Origin of the sequence: Christiangramia sabulilitoris (assembly GCF_007050985.1) — a bacterium.
In the GTDB taxonomy this organism is placed as follows: Bacteria; Bacteroidota; Bacteroidia; order Flavobacteriales; family Flavobacteriaceae; genus Christiangramia; species Christiangramia sabulilitoris.
Genome location: NZ_VHSF01000001.1, coordinates 229,970 through 247,918 on the forward strand (window position 1 = coordinate 229,970; position 17,949 = coordinate 247,918).

At 37.7% G+C, this 17,949-nt stretch carries 17 protein-coding genes and 1 pseudogene; 2 read left to right on the forward strand and 16 right to left on the reverse strand.

The genetic code is table 11. From position 1 onward, the window contains the following. Positions 1-121: 121 nt before the first annotated feature. The 10 genes from FGM01_RS01005 to FGM01_RS01050 all read right to left on the reverse strand — a co-directional run bounded on the left by FGM01_RS01005 (position 122) and on the right by FGM01_RS01050 (position 6,722). Complete coding sequence (locus FGM01_RS01005; RefSeq protein ID WP_143409259.1) at positions 122-1,183, reverse strand: AI-2E family transporter; 1,062 nt, start codon at positions 1,181-1,183, stop codon at positions 122-124. A gap of 269 nt (positions 1,184-1,452) precedes the next feature. Further along, positions 1,453-1,647: a cold-shock protein gene (locus FGM01_RS01010; RefSeq protein ID WP_143409260.1), complete on the reverse strand. Its 195-nt coding sequence runs from the start codon at positions 1,645-1,647 to the stop codon at positions 1,453-1,455. 104 nt (positions 1,648-1,751) lie between these two features. After that, positions 1,752-1,946: a cold-shock protein gene (locus tag FGM01_RS01015; RefSeq protein WP_143409261.1), complete on the reverse strand. Its 195-nt coding sequence runs from the start codon at positions 1,944-1,946 to the stop codon at positions 1,752-1,754. Positions 1,947-2,046: 100 nt separating this feature from the next. Then, positions 2,047-2,241 (reverse strand): cold-shock protein, encoded by a 195-nt coding sequence (locus FGM01_RS01020; RefSeq protein ID WP_011709462.1) that lies wholly within the window; start codon positions 2,239-2,241, stop codon positions 2,047-2,049. A gap of 71 nt (positions 2,242-2,312) precedes the next feature. After that, positions 2,313-3,275 (reverse strand): fatty acid desaturase family protein, encoded by a 963-nt coding sequence (locus FGM01_RS01025; protein WP_243735742.1) that lies wholly within the window; start codon positions 3,273-3,275, stop codon positions 2,313-2,315. 353 nt (positions 3,276-3,628) lie between these two features. Continuing rightward, positions 3,629-4,087 carry a cold-shock protein gene (locus FGM01_RS01030; RefSeq protein ID WP_143409263.1) on the reverse strand — a complete coding sequence of 153 codons (459 nt, stop codon included), beginning with the start codon at positions 4,085-4,087 and terminating at the stop codon, positions 3,629-3,631. A 302-nt stretch (positions 4,088-4,389) separates the two neighbouring features. Then, complete coding sequence (locus tag FGM01_RS01035) at positions 4,390-5,370, reverse strand: chemotaxis protein CheB (RefSeq protein WP_143409264.1); 981 nt, start codon at positions 5,368-5,370, stop codon at positions 4,390-4,392. Positions 5,371-5,435: 65 nt separating this feature from the next. Continuing rightward, a complete protein-coding gene (locus FGM01_RS01040) occupies positions 5,436-5,639 on the reverse strand; it encodes a dodecin family protein (RefSeq protein WP_143409265.1) in 204 nt (67 codons plus the stop codon). Between the two features lie 110 nt (positions 5,640-5,749). Further along, complete coding sequence (locus tag FGM01_RS01045) at positions 5,750-6,211, reverse strand: universal stress protein (protein ID WP_143409266.1); 462 nt, start codon at positions 6,209-6,211, stop codon at positions 5,750-5,752. A 52-nt stretch (positions 6,212-6,263) separates the two neighbouring features. Next, complete coding sequence (locus FGM01_RS01050) at positions 6,264-6,722, reverse strand: cupin domain-containing protein (protein ID WP_243735743.1); 459 nt, start codon at positions 6,720-6,722, stop codon at positions 6,264-6,266. 241 nt (positions 6,723-6,963) lie between these two features. Between FGM01_RS01050 and FGM01_RS01055 the strand changes: the two are divergent. Beyond that, a pseudogene (locus tag FGM01_RS01055) lies at positions 6,964-7,420 on the forward strand (ferritin-like domain-containing protein). Positions 7,421-7,471: 51 nt separating this feature from the next. On the opposite strand, the gene FGM01_RS01060 reads toward FGM01_RS01055, so the two are convergent. The 4 genes from FGM01_RS01060 to FGM01_RS01075 all read right to left on the reverse strand — a co-directional run bounded on the left by FGM01_RS01060 (position 7,472) and on the right by FGM01_RS01075 (position 9,588). After that, positions 7,472-8,092, reverse strand: a complete 621-nt coding sequence (locus tag FGM01_RS01060; protein WP_143409267.1) for a hypothetical protein — start codon at positions 8,090-8,092, stop codon at positions 7,472-7,474. An 83-nt stretch (positions 8,093-8,175) separates the two neighbouring features. After that, positions 8,176-8,808, reverse strand: coding sequence for a DinB family protein (locus tag FGM01_RS01065; protein WP_143409268.1), 633 nt, complete (start codon positions 8,806-8,808; stop codon positions 8,176-8,178). A 26-nt stretch (positions 8,809-8,834) separates the two neighbouring features. Next, positions 8,835-9,203: a nuclear transport factor 2 family protein gene (locus FGM01_RS01070; protein ID WP_143409269.1), complete on the reverse strand. Its 369-nt coding sequence runs from the start codon at positions 9,201-9,203 to the stop codon at positions 8,835-8,837. A 4-nt stretch (positions 9,204-9,207) separates the two neighbouring features. Next, positions 9,208-9,588 (reverse strand): VOC family protein, encoded by a 381-nt coding sequence (locus tag FGM01_RS01075; protein WP_143409270.1) that lies wholly within the window; start codon positions 9,586-9,588, stop codon positions 9,208-9,210. A 192-nt stretch (positions 9,589-9,780) separates the two neighbouring features. Between FGM01_RS01075 and upp the strand changes: the two genes are divergently transcribed. Then, on the forward strand, positions 9,781-10,440 hold the full coding sequence (gene upp / locus FGM01_RS01080; protein WP_143409271.1) for a uracil phosphoribosyltransferase: 660 nt from the start codon (positions 9,781-9,783) through the stop codon (positions 10,438-10,440). Here upp and tamL read toward each other — a convergent pair. Together tamL and FGM01_RS01090 are read right to left on the reverse strand one after the other, a co-directional pair. Then, complete coding sequence (gene tamL, locus FGM01_RS01085) at positions 10,437-12,758, reverse strand: translocation and assembly module lipoprotein TamL (RefSeq protein WP_243735744.1); 2,322 nt, start codon at positions 12,756-12,758, stop codon at positions 10,437-10,439. The genes upp and tamL overlap by 4 nt on opposite strands. Further along, entirely contained in the window at positions 12,718-17,721 is a 5,004-nt protein-coding gene (locus FGM01_RS01090; protein ID WP_143409273.1) for a translocation/assembly module TamB domain-containing protein, read from the reverse strand. The genes tamL and FGM01_RS01090 overlap by 41 nt, the downstream gene beginning before the upstream one ends. Between the last annotated feature and the right edge of the window lie 228 nt (positions 17,722-17,949).

The following is a 17,949-nucleotide window of genomic DNA, read 5'->3' on the forward strand; positions in this document are numbered from 1 at the left end:
GAAAAATAAGAATGGGTTATAAAGTTGCAGAAATGCTTCTTAAAGATAAGGATTCCTGATATAATTCAAACAATTTCAAGTTAGGTTTACCTGATAAAATAAGACATTAAGTTTTTTTATATTAGGAATCTGACTCTTTGGGAAATTCTCTTTTACTGAACAATATGCCATAGGGTTCCAGGGATTTAATGTTCAAAAGGACTACGGTAATGATCCCCATCACCGGGATGGCCAGGATCATTCCAATCACTCCCCATACTAAATTACCCAGAATTACAGATAGTATTACAAAAAAGGGATGCACATCTACCCTCTCACCAACGACATATGGCTGAAGAACATAGCTCTCCATAAACTGGGTGACGGTAAAGGTTAGCGCAATCCCGATAAGCACTGTGGTGTCACCAGAGGTTAAAAACCCAAATGCTACCGCCATGGTAAAACCTATGATATTACCAATATATGGAATTAGCGTTAGCACCGCTGCGATCACACTTACCAGTATAAAATTATTTACGCCTGATATACCAAGACCTATTGAATAAAGTACGGCCAGAAGCCCCATCAAAATGAGTTTACCTAATAAGTATTGTGGAGCGACCCGTGCCGATTTATTTATAATTGTCTTAACAGTTTCCCTTTTCTCGTCTGGAAAAACAGTAAGCAGAAAATTTTTGAAAATATGCCGATAATTTAGTAGAAAAAATACGTAGACGAACGTGAGCAGATAATTGGCAAAGAAACTGGATAAACTACTCATAAAAGCAGTGATTTTATCGCTAGCCCCGGAGCTAACATCTGAAGAACTATTTTTGGCTTCTTTAATATCTTCCTGATCCAGGGGAGAATGTGCTAAGGCAAATTCTTTGAGCTGTTCGATTTTGGGAGCCATTGTTTCCTTGATCTGAGGCCAGTCATCTGCAAATGATCTTATTTGATAAGATACCAGGGCCATTAATCCAACCGAAATCAGAAAGAGCAATAAACTGTTTAAAATAGCCGCGACAGGTTTCTTTATCTTTTTTTCCAGTCTTTGTGACAATGGTAAAACAACCAGGCTAAGAATTATTGCGGTAAATAATGGTGCAAAAAAACCTTTGGCTTTGGTCATGCCCAGGAACAGAAAATAGATAGACACGATTATAGCGGTTACATAAAATAATAGCTTTTTATTGGTAAACATTTGGTTGGTTTTCTGGTATGTATGAACCAATATCGGAAATGTTTTAAGTTCTTTCTATTAAAGAAATCTAAAAGCATCTGAATTTTTATGATACGAAAGAGCATTTGCTTTTAAAATCCTGAAGTTGCCATCTCCTTTCTAACTATCAAACCTAAAATTTTATAGAATTAACCAGGTATATAAATATAAGGATATTGGTTATCCCGAATTCAAACATAAAAAAAGCCATCATTTCTGATGGCTTTAATTTTTCGAAAAAGAAAAACGTCTTAGTCGATTAGCTCAACATTAACAGCGTTTAATCCTTTTTTTCCTTGCTCAGTTTCGAACTGAACTCTATCGTCTTCTCTAATCTCGTCGATAAGTCCACTTGAGTGTACAAATATATCTTCGTTAGAACCTTCAGTCTGAATAAAACCGAATCCTTTTGTATTATTGAAAAACTTTACTTTACCTTCTTGCATTACTATACTTATTAAATGTTATAAAATCACCATGACAATTTAGAGATCACATGGTGCACGATCTTTATTATTTTAAATCTACCAGGAAGGCAGTTTAAAAATACTTAGTCGATCACTTCAACGTTTACAGCGTTAAGGCCTTTTTTGCCTTGCTCAACTTCGAACTGTACTCTGTCGTCTTCACGAATTTCATCGATTAAACCACTTGAGTGTACGAAGATGTCTTCGTTTGAATCGTCATCTTTAATAAAACCAAATCCTTTGGTATTATTGAAAAACTTTACTTTACCTTCTTGCATTACTATACTTATTAATTGTTACAAATTTGCCGTCTTTGTTTAAAGATCGTACGACATCCAATCTACATTATAATCAGATCCCTAAAGACCTTGAAAATACTTAGTCGATCACTTCAACGTTTACAGCGTTAAGGCCTTTTTTACCTTGCTCAACCTCGAACTGTACTCTGTCGTCCTCACGAATTTCATCGATTAAACCACTTGAGTGTACGAAGATGTCTTCGTTTGAATCGTCAGCTTTAATAAAACCAAATCCTTTGGTATTATTGAAAAACTTTACTTTACCTTCTTGCATTACTATACTTGTTATTATTTATAAAATTGTCGTTTTTGTTTATAGATCGTACGACATCCAATCTTTTCTTATTATCCTGCTCTAAGATTATCCATCCTTCCTAACTGGCGAAGCATTTTAAAATGTTCCCCAACCGCCGAGACAAAATTATGTTTATTATGATACGGCAAGCCGTATTCTTTAGCAGTTTCTGCTACTATATGTGAAATTTTTCGATAATGAACATGACATATATTGGGTAATAAATGATGCTCAATCTGGTAATTTAATCCACCGATAAACCAGGAAAACAACCTGCTTTTTGGAGAAAAATTACTGGTAGTCATTAACTGGTGACTTGCCCAATCTCCTTCTACAATACCATCTTCATTAGGAAGAGGATAATCTGTGGTAGGAACTATATGCGCCAACTGGAATACGGTAGTGATTAAAAGTCCGGTAACAAAATGCATACTAATAAAAGCTAGTACCACGATCCACCAGGCTACCGGGGCCATAATAATAGGTAATATTAATACGAAACTAAAAGATACAATCTTCCAGGCAATAACACTCATTAATTCTTTACTGAAAGGCTTGTCATCATTAAAGAATCCCATCTTTTTAAACTTTGCCATTCTTACAAAATCCTTTGCGGTTACCCAGGATACTGTAGACAGACCATAAAAAAACCAGGAATAAAAATGCTGAAATTTATGAATATAATACCTTTTGGTATGCGGTGTAAACCTTAAGAAGAAAGGAGGATTTATATCATCATCTGCTTCCTCTATATTGGTAAATGTATGGTGTAATACGTTATGCTGTATTTTCCAGATACTGGCATTTGCCCCTATTAGGTTAAGCGTGTATCCTAAAAACTGATTTACCTTCTGGTTCTTTGAATAAGAATTATGAATTGCATCATGCATGATACCCATTCCAATTCCTGCCATTCCAAAACCACTCGTAATATATAAAGCGAAGATCATCCATACACTAGACACCATACCCGTATTTATAATCACTAACGGAGTAATAAAGGCTAAAAGCATTAAAACCGTTTTTACGATCATACTGCCATTGGCGTGTTTACTAATATTATTAGTTTTAAAATATGAATTTACACGGCTTCTAAGAGTCTTGGAAAATTCGGAGGCCCTTTTTTGGGCAAATTTTGGATTATTGATATTTGTACTGTTTAATTACTGTCTAAATACTGAAGTGAACAAAACTTGGAATATCCTGAACGGATTTACTAAAGTGAAGAAAACTAAATTATTTTTACATGGCAAATGTACAGTTTTATATTGAACACCCACCATAATAATTAATTAATTTTCAATAAATTACAATTCAGGATACCTTAGGTAATGTGAAAAGGCTTAAAATCAGCCTCTGGAAGATCTTAGATAAGTTTTACTCTTACGGCATTAAGGCCTTTCATTCCCTGTTCTAATTCGAAACTTACTTTGTCGTTTTCATCGATCTCGTCTATAAGACCGCTAACATGCACAAAATATTTCTCACCGGTAGTTTTACCAATAATAAATCCGAAACCTTTTGAATGATCGAAAAATGAAACTTTTCCTTCTGTATCTGTAACTTCCTCCTCATAATCCCTATCTTCCTTCTTTGGGATAGCGATCTCAATATCTTCTACCTCTACCTCTACCTTCTGGGAAGGATCTGGTGGAGTATCTGTAAGGTTTCCATCTGCATCTACATAAGCGATCATATCCTCGAAAGATCCTCCCTTGTTGGAATTTTCTTTTCTCTCAAGTTTTTTCGCTTCTTTCTCCTTACGCTTTTTAAGCTTTTTCTTTTCTTTCTCTCTTTTGTTTTGGGTTTGTCCGGATCTTGCCATTCACTAAAATTTAATTACTATTCGTTTCTAGTTTTAATGCACTGCACCAACCAAACGAATACCAGAAAAATTTAATGTGTAAGATTATCTTTTGAAGGTTTAATTCAGAGAGAGCAATTGCCAGTATCGGCCTGCATCAAAATTTTGGTAAAGATAGTTAACCGAATCCGATTATAAAAGATTTATAGCTGAGACTTAAAAAGAAAATGGATCTATAAAGTAATTTTATGGTTTTTCAACTTAAAAAACCCTGATCCCATATGAGATTATCGTGTGGAAACGCTTTGGTGTAATTCAAATTACTAATCGGGGATATTCATTAATTGCCTTAACTTCTGGATATGCTGTTCAACTTCCCTGATCTTATCTTCATAAGATCTGGCAATCTGTTTAGAGCCTTTATTTTGAAATTTTTCAACCATATCCCGTAATAAATTTTTCTTTTCTTCCAGAGTCCTGAAACAAACCCAAAGCGTTTCTTCCAGATTTTCATTCTGTGCGAGAAGCAATGCTTCCTGAGAAAATGAATGCCCTACATGACAGCGATATCTATCGATTTCTGTATCCTTAATCTTCCATAGTGGCCCACCGCAACTGGCGCAACTTAAAGGAACTTTTTTACCGAGATAATTTTCCTTTCTTATCTGGCTTTTAATATTCTGGGCTATTTCAGCTTCCCTTCTGATTGTTTCCGGAATTTTTCCTGTTTCTGGCAGTGCATCCTTAATAATAGTATTTAAATATTCGCCCATATCCTCAAGATTAACGGTATGATCTATACTCACAAATTTCTGTGCGGTTAAGGGCATACCAGCAAATTCTGCCGTATCAGGATCCTGAATTACAGTAATTCCGCCGCAACGTTTTATAGCTTCCAAACCCACGGTACCGTCATTTAATCTACCTGAAAGCAAAACACCTACGCATCTATGGGCATAATGGACTGCCGCTGAACGAAACAAAACGTCAATAGAAGGTCTGAATAAATTCTCCCGGGGTCCATGGGTGTTTTTTAACCGCCCATCCTCCACTACCATATGCTGGTTGGGTACAGCCAGGTAAACTTTTCCTTTCTCGATTTCCAGATCATGCCTGGAGTCAAGTACAGGAATTTGCAATTTTTGATTCAGATATGTAGAAAAGCTGGAGATCATATCGAAAGATGTGTGCACGACCACAAGAAAAGATGCGTCAACATCTGAAGTAAAGTTTTTTAAGACGGTCTCTACCGCTATTCTTCCTCCAGCTGAAGCTCCAATAAGAATAATGCGATGTTCTTTCATTTTTTATTTTCTTATAAAAAAAGCCGGTATTTCTACCAGCCTTTCAAAATTATTTGCTACAAATTCTAACTATCCTTTTCGAAAGATATTTTAGCATTTACAGCGTAAGAAGTAATTGCGTCACCGGAGACATGAGCTTTCATTTCCTTGATATAGACAGACCTGATATTCTTTACGGATTTGGCGGCTTCTTTAACGGCATTTTTTGTAGCATCGTCAAAACTTTTTTCTGAAGAAGCAATAACTTCGATCACTTTTACTATTCCCATAATTTAAAAATTTAGATGTAAAAAATATTTTCACCTGAATTTACCTATTACAATATTGTATTTCAAATCATTAACACAACATTATAAGATCGAAAAGTAATCGCATCTGCTCATGCCTCTTTTACTGGTATTAAATAAACAGGAATTTTTGTGCGTTCAAGAATTCTGCTGGCCGTGGTACCCATTAATACTTTTTCAAGGACCGAGTGGCTGTGAGTTCCCAAAACTAGCAGATCTGCATTCCATTCTTTTGAATAAGTAAGAATAGCCGAAGAAGTCGGGCCTTCTGCCAGATGTGTGGTTACCCCCGGATCCTCCAAATGTTCAGCTGCGGTTAAAAGGAATTTCTTAGCAACTTCTCTAAGTTCAGAAATTACATTAAGATCCACCTGCATTTCATTATAGCCTTCAAATCCCATAAAATTAGGATAATTGATCCCATAGTAACTCACATCTGCCAGGACATGGATTAGGCAGACCTGTGCTCCTAATTTTTTGGCCAGGTTATAACCTTCCTGGACTACTTTTTCTGATCTTGGATTATAATCCACCCCTATTAAAACCCGTTTCATATTTTATATGTCTTGATTATTACATCAAGTTAATCAAAATAGTGATAAGATATTAATCAGGGCTACCTTCCATGGCATCTACTGCCCCTATAAAAGCTATGAATAATACACAAGGTCCGGCATCTTTACACCTGGCTGTATGTGCTTTCCTCGCCGGACCGTAGGCATAGGTTCCCGGTTTTAATTGCTGTGTCTCTTCACCTTCATAAGTAACATCCATTTCTCCGGATAACAGGACCATGCGTTCAGCTGAATTGTGCCAATGCAACGGAATATCTGTATTTGCGGGTACTTTGAAAAGAACATCTGCATTGCCGGCATTTGGATCACCATGCAAGACACTAATATTGCAACCTACTGGCATAAACTCAGGGCAGCCTCCCCATTCCAGAGAACTGTCATAGATGTCTATGGCCAAAGAAGACTCCTGTGAATAAGAATCAATTGTAAAGAACAGGGAAATTAGCATTCCCAGGAACACGTGTTTCAAGTTGTAAAGGAAAGTTTTCATATTAAATAAATTAAAGTGACAGTAATTGAAATCATCATTTCAGGTATTTGATCTGCCAGTTAGAAATTAAAGTAAGTTACCCTTCTCACTGTTAGAATTAAATAGGTATAAACATGTAATTTTATTTTAGAGAGAATTGCGAAAACCATGACCATTGTCATTTTAATTTACCCCTTATTTCTTCAGTTTTGACTGTGTAATAATTATCTTTAATAAGGCAATCCAATTAAATTTAAGAGTCATGAAAACTACAAGAGAAGCAGCCAGAGAAGCGAGTCATAAAAATCTTGTTCAGGTTCTAACAGATCTTCTGGAAAAGAATTATGATGCAGAAAAAGGATATAAGAAAGCTATTGAGCACACGAGTAATCAAGATCTTAAAGAGTTTTTAAAAAAACAGGCATTACAGCGCAATCATTTTGCTACTGAAATTGACAAGCACATACATTTACTAAATGAGCACCCTTGCTGGTATTCATAGACTCTGGATAGACGTAAAAGCTACCTGGAGTAAAAAAGATGATGAAGCTATTCTGGAAGAATGTATACGTGGTGAGAAATCCAGTCTGAAAGAATACCAGGAAAAAATAGATAACAATCTTTTAACCCCGGAAATTAAAACTATGCTGGAGATGCAAAGGGATAAGATTGCAAAAACGATTAGGCAGATCAAAATTCTAGAAGATCTTAAAGCTTAAAAATAAACAGCCGGTCAATTAAACCGGCTGAAATTTTATATAATTAGGAAATTAATTCTTTACTACGATCAACTCTGCCTTGGCGCCCGTTAAAAGGTTCCATTCTTTCACTGCTATCTGCTCCCCTTTCTCGCTTAGCACCCGTAATTCGGCAGTATTGGGACCAGAACTTCCCTGGTTCAAAGCTACGAACTGAATGCTGTTAAAGCCATCCTGTAAAGTAACCAGTATCGGCTGAAACCCGGCATGAAGACTCACACTTGCTGCAACCATTTCCCCGTTTACAAAGATCTGCACCTTGTCACCATCAATATACTGATGATCCCGGCAATAAACTTCTACAAACCTGCCTTTGGTGACAACATTCCCAAGGCTTTGGTCCCGGCGGTATTCCTCTTTAATTTCCTTATCCTTGCTCCATTTCTTTTTGATCACATCGGCTTCAGTCAATAACCCATTAGGATTTTCCCTAAGGTCTATAGGCTTGGGCTTTTCTTTTAAAAATCTGCTTTCTGTTTCAGCCTCTTCTCTTTTAAGGATAGGAAAGCCTGTAGAATTGGATTCTTCAGCCCTGATGACTCTGCCAGTATTTACAGTACGCGGGATCTCAATTTGTGCCTCAGCCGCAAATGCCACGCAAAAAAAATAAACGAATAGAAATTTGATTCTCATAATATAGGATTCATTCAATAATCCATTATCAAAAATACAGCCAATTTATTAAACATTCTATACAGAGCAGATTTTGGTCCATACTAAGGAAATTCGGGATTTGATTTTAGCTCCTCTATCTGAGCCGTATGTCGGGCCGTATGACCAGCCATGAATAATACAGTTTGATAGGCATCTATCTTCCCGAAAGGGAATTCATTTACATAATTACGCATATCTGCATCAGATTCTTTAAGCCATTCAACAATATTTTCACGCTGATCTTCAAAGGCTTCCAGTGCTTCTTCTGAACTCGAGAATTTGCCGCTGGGCTGAAACTGATCCTGGGTTTGTATAGTTCCGCTGCGATCTGTAATAAAACCGACTACTTCTTCATCTGTCATTTTCACCTCTTCTTTCTGGTCCAAGGTTTCTCCGGAATTAATCCTTGCCTCCAGCATAGATTTTAAAGCTCCTTCTACTATGATAACGTGTTCAACGATCTCTGCTACAGACCAACTATCATCAGATGCCTGGTAAGACATCTGTTCTTCAGAAAGGCCATCTACCTCTTCTTCCAAAGCCATCCTTGTTTCCTCCAGGTACTCGAAAACATCTATGTTATCAATTAAGATTTCCTCTGCCATTTGCTTTTCGTATGTCGCATGGCACCCCTCTTTTTTAACAAAGTCTGAACTGAAAAATGCCAGACTTAAAAATGTGATTAAAATTTTCATGATTAAGATTTTAATTATTTACAACTTTATTTTTTCTTTTTCAAGTGAGCAACATAGGTTCTTAGTTCTTTAAATTTTTGTTCATCATTTTCTGCAAAGACATAAATATCACAGAAAGCATACTTTTTCTTCTTACCGGGCTCTACCTGGAATTCCACTATTCCTTCTACTACCGATTTTTCGTCAGAGATGATTATCTGACTAACCTTAATCTCTACCGGTCCTCCCAACCGCATCCGGTCAAGTGACTTTTCAAAATTCTTCTTGCCTGAAATGGTCTTTTCCCCCACGATCTGCCATGATACATCATCGGTTACACTCGCCGTAAGAAAATCTGTATTGCAACTTGCAAATGCCTCATTCAATTTTTTCAACAGCTCTTCTCTATCCTTCATTTTCTCAGTTGTTTTGTTCAATCAGTGACAATATATTACCAGCCGGATCCCTGAACCATGCGATCCCCGGGGTGTCTCCTCCTCTATGGATACCTTTTTCATTAGTGCGCACCTCCCCATCATAAATCTCAAATTTGACCCCTTTGGCTGTAAGCAGGTCTACCTGCTTTTCAAGGTCAGGGACATAAAAATTCAACACCGTGAATTCTGCCGGCTCATGATTTTCTTTAGGGTAGATAAGCACAGAGCAATGTTCCGGATCCAGTTCCAGAAAACCCATACTGTTGTCCTTTATTTTCATTCCCAGTATATTTTCGTAGAACTCTTTAGTCTTATTAATATCATTGGTTGAGAAAGAAGAAAAAGCATCACAGTTTTTAAGCATAGAACTGATTTTTAGATTCTTACTATATAAATTTACGCTATTATTTTTGAATATCTAATATCCTTTTGATTCGGGCTGATATTCATTAAAACATTTACTTTTTCAATCCTGGAGTAATTTCAGATGTTTAAGGAAATATTCGGGTTCTAGCTGGAAAACCTTAAATTTGACCTGCAAAACAGACAGCATTCTATGAAAGTTCAGGAAATACTGAAAGAAAATTCTATAGCGAACCGGTTTATTTCACAATTAAGAGATACGAATATCCAACATGATCGTATGAGGTTCAGAAGAAATATTGAACGTCTTGGTGAGATCATGGCTTACGAACTTAGCAAAGAACTGGAATATGAAAACAAAAATGTAGAGACGCCGCTGGGATCTGTCACTGTTGCCACACCTCAAGACGAACTCGTGATCTGCTCTATCCTTAGAGCGGGTTTACCTTTGCACCAGGGAATATTGAATTATTTTGATGATGCAGAAAATTCCTTTATTTCGGCTTACAGACATCATCCCGATAATGATGAGAAATTTGAGATCCTGGTAGAATATCTGGCCTCACCTTCCCTGGAAGGTAAAACTTTGATTCTTGCAGATCCCATGCTGGCCACCGGCAGGTCTTTCAGTAATGTTTTGAAGGCATTAGAGTCAATGGGAAATCCTGCTATGATACATCTGGTATCTGTAATTGGTTCTCAAGAAGGTGTAGAATATCTTAAAACAGTTTTCCCTGAAAATTCCAAATTATGGATCGCTACTATTGATAAGGAACTTGATGCTAATGGCTATATTGTTCCAGGGCTTGGAGATGCAGGTGATCTTTGTTTCGGAAATAAATTACAGCATTAGAAAGGATACCCAATAGCAAAGTTAAAGACGGGACTGCCAAATTCATTCACCCATCTTTCTCCCACAGGTTTGCGGGGATCATGAAGAGGAAATGCCAGGTCGAATCTTATTACAAAACTCTGAATATCTATTCTGAGACCGGTACCGGCTCCTATCCCTAATTCGTTCAGGAAATCTGACCCAAATTTGCCATTCTGTCCATTTTCATTGGTTGTTTCCGGCTGGGCATCAGAAGTCCACACATTCCCGGCATCCACAAAAAAAGCACCATTTAAAAATTGTACTATAGGAAACCTGTATTCAGCATTGGCCTCGAAGCGGATATTTCCATTCTGATCCCGATAGCCAATATTTTCCTCGTCTGCACCTTCATTAGGATCAAATGTTCCCGGTCCCAGAGATCTGGTTCTAAATGCACGAACACTATACGGCCCTCCTGAAAAATATTGTTTGCTAAAAGGCAGGACTTCTGAATTTCCATAAGACAGACCATAACCTGCAAATAGCCGGGTGGCAATAGTTTGATTCTTCGCGAACCTGAAATGATATCTCAAATCCATATCTAGCTTGGCATATTGGGCATATTCCAGACCTAAAACCTCTTTTTTACCATCCTGAGCTTCCTTACCAATAAGGCTCATCGTATTCCCTGCCATGTCAAAATTGGTATTTAAGAAGAAAGCATGTTTCTTTTGACTATCAATCAATTCATTATAGGTAAATGAATATGTTAAGCCGGCAATAAATTCCTGGTCAAAACTACTTTCCAGGAAGGGATTCTCTGTTAATATTTGCTGAAACTCGTCACTAACATTGGTAAGGCTCACGTAATTGAGATCTACAGGATTAAATTCATGAGTTACATAGCGGTTTGCGTTCCAGTAATAGCCAAAGGATGAATTGATGGAAGAAAGCGAAAATAACTGGCTCCTGGTCAGGTAATCGGCACCTAACCGAATGCGGGTTTTCGGGATATCATATTTGAAGAAATTCTTGCTGAATTTCACCGGAAATAAAAGCCTTGGAATAATCAGATCGTTGGAAATTCCCAATTGAAGGGAATTACTTCCCGGAGCTCCCGATGTTCCCTGTTGAACTTCATATCCAAAATTAGCCGAAACATTCAGGGTTTCACCGCCATTAAATAAATTCCGGTTTATAAAGGTCAAGGCAAGGTGAGGCCCGGTAAAACTATTCGATTTGGTTACTGCCTGCAACTCAGCTCTGATCGCGCGTTTTTTCAGCGGAGAAAGAAAAATATTGGCTTCAAGCAAACCGAGGTTATCCTGAGCCAGGGTATCTATCTCTTCATAACGAATATTCACAAATTTATATACCCCGATCGTACCCAACCTTCTACTGGTACTTCTTGATAACTTAGGACTGTAATAATCTCCCGTTTCAAGAAGGATATATGGATCCAGGTATTCCGGTTTAAAAAAGAGTTCATCCTGGAAGTAATTCTTGTCCTTGTAACGCTTATAATTTCGGGTTATAGAATCTTCATCCACGTTATAATTAACATACACATTTACATTAGAGATCTGGTATGGTATTACAGATTTTGAGGGTACATCTTTCTTTAGGCGCAGGAAAAGATCAAATTTCTTTTGATCGTATTGATTTGTATCTGCTTCAAAAATCAGGAACCCCGGGTTAAAATTATAATAGCCTTCTTTCTTTAAATGGTTGTCTATTCGTTCCCTCTCATTCTTAAATTCTGGCAGGTCAAAACGCATTCCTTCTTCAAGCAAAGTATTATCAAGGTTTTCCTTAATATCCCGGTATACCAGTAAAGAATCTGAATCCAGCTGGTATGTGGCCATGGTATATGGCTCTAGAACCGAAAGTTTGTAAGTGGCAGATGCAGTCCTGGATTCTTCATTGGTTTTAGTATCTGAGCTTACCCGACTATAGAAAAAACCTCTGTTCTCCAGCCTGTTGATTAAGAGCTCTTCCGTATTATTAAGTTCAATATCTGACAGGTAAACCGGCTCCTCGCCAATTTTCTTATTCAAAAATTTATTAATAAAACCGGGTTTATCCCGTTGCGCTTTATAGTGATAATATAAGCCAGGTCTCATTCCCAGGAACTTCGAATTAGGATTAGGTCTAAGTACGTTAGTAAGTTCTGCTTCCAGTTCTTCCCGGTCTGTTATAGTGGAATCTGCTTCTATTTCTATTTCTCCACCGGTATACAGGAATTCCCCTTCAGGAATGAATTTTTCAACACTACAGGAGGAAAAAGCACCCAGAATCAGGAGAATGATGAAAAATTTAGTTCTTATCCTCACTATTTTCTTTTTTATCGTTTTCATCGGTGTCTTCATTCTGCACCTTTTCCATCACCGCCTTTTCAAACATATTCTTGAATTTATTGAACTCTTTGGTAAAAATAAGGGCGATACCACTTACCACTACCTGCCCGTCTATTACATTCTCAAATTGACTACGACTAAATCCTTTTAATCTCCATACTCCGTTTTCATCCAGTAAATAAGAAATGCTAACATTCCCTATCAAGGGTGTGGAAGCCTGTCCAGACTGATTTCCACCCTGGACATCGACTTCACTTCCTACTTCCACGATTAAACGATCATCCAGAAATGCTTTCTGGGCGCTGATCCCTAATTGAGTTCGCTCTTGTGGGCTGTCACCCTGATAATCTGTAAAACTATCCACATCAAAATTCAATTTAACACCACTCTCTCCAAGGATCTTACTGGATAGCATATTCAATTGGTCTGATAATGCAGAATTCAGGTTGTCCCGGGCCACGGCTAAGGTACCACCACTACTGCCATCAGCTCCCGATGCGGGGAAAAAACGATTTAATACAAGTAAAGAAAATACCTGTTTATTTAATTCCTGTTCCTGGTTATTTAGTTGTTGGACCCTGCCAAAGATCTCCCCACCGGCAATTCCCTGTTGCTCCTCAGGCATATCCAGGCCAAAACTAATTTTAGGCTCCATAAGGTCACCATCAATGTTTAAATAGACCAGGAAAGGTAATTTTTGACGAAATCTATCTGTACTTCCGGCATCTGAAGCTGAAATTTGAGTGGCCATTAATGCCGATGCCGAGGTTTCTACCCTGTAAATAGCTCTTACATCCAATTGTGCATCAAAAGGATCCCCGGCCCATGAAACCCGACTTCCATCAGCTATTTCAAATCTTCTTTTTACCAGGTTATAAAGGCTCATCTCGTAGAATCCATCATTGATCTCATAAATTCCGGTGAGTGAGGTACGCCCATTTGGATACATATTAAACAGGAGGTCTCCTTCACCCTGAACCTGAAATTTATCTCCTGTTTCAGGATTAATGATAACATTAAACTTTGCTCCCTCAACTACTGAAATTCGAGCAAAAATTTTATAGCCCGAAACCACATAGGATTCTTCCTCGGTCTGAGATAGAATAGCATCAGGATTTTCTTTATTTAAGAAAATGACCACACCCTCACGCTCTTTTATCTGAAGTTCTGTTTCTGGTACCACATAGGTGAAATCGGTGCTTTCGTTAATTTCAACATTCATATCAACCTCCGGCAAATTGAGGTCTCCGGTGATCTGCGCATCAACATCTACAGAGGCCGTTCCGTAGAAAAGATCATTATCATCTACAGTAGAATTCAAAAGCCGGAAATCGCTCGCCTGTATATCCAGATCGAAAGTTGGGTTTAGCAGGTTTTCAGTCAGCACTTCTCCATTGACAACTATGGAATTATTATTCGTGTCGTTGATATTGAAATTTTGGAAATAAACTCCATCATTGTCCATGGTCAGGTTTTCATCAGGAAGAATAAAGGCTGCATTTAAGTATGCCACATTGAACCTGGCCTGGTCAAAATTCAGGCTGCCTTTATATTCCGGCTCCAGGACGGTCCCATTCAGAGTGAAATTACCGCTAAAACTGCCACTGGCATTCTTGATCTCACCCTGAGAGAAACCTTCCAGTGCGGTCATTTTCACAGAATTTAGATCGAGGTTCATATCAATTTCTGCGGAAGGTTCTGCAGCGGTGTAAGTCCCGGTAAGGTCAAGGTCTACTTCACCGCCTTTTAAGGCCAGGGCAAAGTCATAGGTACTGAATCCCGCAGAGTTCCCTTCAAGACTTAAGGTGTTGAGATCTACTCCCAATATTTTAAAATCGTTGATTTCCATATCTGCCAGCAAGCCGGTTTCACCAAATGGTTCTTCGTAGATTATATTTCCGTTCAACTGCCCGGTAGCCAATTGCTCTTCAGGATTGAAATAATTAAGAAGAGCTTCCAGCTTAAAATTTCGAAAATCCAGGCTCAGATGCTCTTTTTCTATGCCCGGCTTGTCATTACTAAGCTGCATTTCCTGGTTATTTCTGAAGATCCTGAAATTCTGAAAATCCAGATAATCTGTATCAAAGCTTAACTGGTTGGATTCGTCTATATTCCATTCCTTAGTATTGAGAATAAGATCCTGTGGGTTTATATGGTATCTCAGGGTATCACCCTGAAAATTCAATTCAGAATTTACATGAACCAATTGAGTTTCATCATAAAAAGAAGCGAAGTCCAGGTTTAACTTTTGCTGCACCACTTTTCCTTTTAATATAGTTTCTTTGATAGCCAACGGGCCAACGTCGAGCGAATTAAAGGCAAATTCAAAATTTAAATCCTCAGGGTCAGATTTCATGCTTAGTTTTAAACTATCGATCTTACTGCTGTAATAATTTAAATACGGGATAGAGACAAAAGCATCCATCACCCGGTCTTTTTCTCTGAAATCTATATTTATATCTACCGTATCTAACTCTTCAAGATTTACCAGGAATACTTCGTTTAAAATTGGCGCCTCACTAATAGTAGCATCCAGTTTTAAGTTCACCGGGTTAACGAGGGAATCCTCCTGGTAATCTTCAGAAATATACCTCTTGAAATGCCTGTCTATCGCGTTGGAAAATGCAACCGGGCTGGCATTAGACTGAAGATCAAGATCCAAAATCCGGTTATTGATCTTCACCGAAGTAGTATCCTCTCCCACGAAGGCTGCAGCATCAAAACTACCCAAAAGGTAAGTTTCATTATTATAAACCGCTACTCCATCTTTGATCTTAGCTTCCAGTTCATAGGCTGTAGAATTTCCTTTAAACCAACCACTTAATTCAAAGCCTGTTTTAATCTCTTTTCGCGTAATTCCAAGAGCCTCAAGATCTGCTCCTATAATATTAAGATCAAACCCAAACCTTGGCGATATGGAATCGAGATCCACGATCACCTTAGAATTCATATTAAGATTGGTATCCTGATAATCCAGGTTTAAAGGCCCCTGCCCATCTTTGATATCGCCGGTAATATTTATGTCCCTGAACTCATAGTTATTATAGGTAAAGGAAGAAATTTTGCTATCCAGGTCTGCATTAAGATCGTTGATATTACTTCCACTTCCGGAGGCTTTCAGATTTATCTGAAGGTCTCCAAGAGCATCATTCTGCAGCAAAGTACCAAGAGCAATGCTGTCACCTTGGATTTCAGCATTAAACACAATATTATCCTGTACATCAAATTTTCCATCAACCTGAATGCTGCCCAGGTCAGTTTTTAAAACTGAATTTGTTTTAATCTCAGTAGCAGACCCGGCAAAACTTCCATTTAAGCTAACCTGTTTGGGTAACTGAATGCCCAGTTCCTTTTCCTTTACAAATTTCTGCAGGTCCTTCCTGTTAGAACTTACCTTTAGATCTGGTAAGTTAAAAGCAATATTATCAGGATCCTGGAGGTTTATAACCGTACCATAACCCGAGATACTGGTACTACTCCATTTAAGTCTCAATGATTGAAGATCCAGGTTAGCAAGTTTACCTGAGGTAGTTAAACTTCCCCTGATTGGAGACGAAGCAAGGGCTTTAAAGTATTCGTTCTTGCGCAAATCTGGCTGGAAACGATATATATCCTGCAGATCCAGGAAAATATCTCCCAGATCTATATTCAAACCGGCATCCCCGGGTTCCTTGATAAAGCTGTTTAGACTCTTATAATCTATGGCGATCTTACCGCTAAGGCTATTTTGATTAATGTCAAGGTCGATTCCCGATAATTCTATTTTTTGATCTGTAATTACCGCATTGATATTAAATTCATTTAAATCGAGACCTGATGCCTCCTTAAATCTGAATTCATCAATGGCAAGGTTTAACCTTTCCTCTGCGTAGGTTAAATTTCCCGCAGAGAAAGTAAGGCTATCCAGTTTTACTGCATCAGGGTTAAAAACTCCTTTTTCTACCGTTGCATTGTTTACGAAATAATTAAAGGAATTATTTTCCAGGTTGATACCGGTAATATCAATTTTCCAGTCTGGCCACTCAAAATCTGAAGGAGAGTCTTCCTGCTTACTTTCCTTTGACTTAATCTGCTGCATTTTAAGTGTGATCCGGGATTTTGAAAGATCAATTCCATCACTTTTTATAAACTGTTCTTTTAGGTCGAATTCTGTATTATCCAACTCGAAATTCGCAATATCGAAACTGCTATATAGAGAATCCGGCTGGGAATCATAAACTCCCTTGACCTCTGTAAACTTCAGATTTCTAATATCAATGACCGGTAAAGGAGCTTCTTCAGAATCACTTTCAGGAAAAGGTTTGGTCTGTTTATAGTTGATAACAGCATTACCTAGCATAGCATCATTTACCCTGAAGATCATATTCTGAAGATCGGTTTCAGAAAACTCAAGTTGTAAATTTTCAAATTTCACTTCAGAATCAATACCTGTCACATCATCCTTATATATTATATCGAAATCCTGAAGATCTATATCTCCGATATTTATTTGCATGGGTGCCGCAGAAGTATCTACAGCAGCCGCAGTCTGGGTGGTGTCTGAAGCATAGGCTTTCATTAAAAAATCAAAATTGAAACCTTTAAGAGAATCTTTTCTGATTATTTTTGCTTTCACCTGCGAGGCTTCCAGATCATTCAGATCGAAACTATTTCCTTTGATGAGGGGCATGAAAGGAATATTTGCAGACAGACTACCGGCATATGCCACGGTATCCCCTGCAGGATCTTCGATAAGTAGTTCATCTACCTGAATATCACCATTAAACTTAACATACAGTCGCTCAAGGTCAATATTAGCACCGGTTTTTTCTTCAATAGAACTAATTACCTTATCCTTTATAATACCCTGCCCCCAGGGACTTCGAACGAACAATATTACAAGCAAAAGAAAAATAAGAATCCCCAGGAAAATTTTTCCCAGTATTCTTAATATCTTATATATCCTTTTTTTCGCTTTGCTCAAACAGTAAAATTTAGGAAGTTTCCAAAGTTATCGTTTAGAGGCTATTTCACGAAACCTGTTGGTAGTATTTTCTAATAAACTTCTGTTAAAATACCCTGCTTTTAATAGTTCTCAGGCTGTTCTCAACATGTTTTTAATAGAAAAGTGTGGATTTTATTTACACAACTAAACTAAAATTCTACAGTTTTATATGTAAGGAGTTGCTGTGTTTTTTTGTATAAATTATAA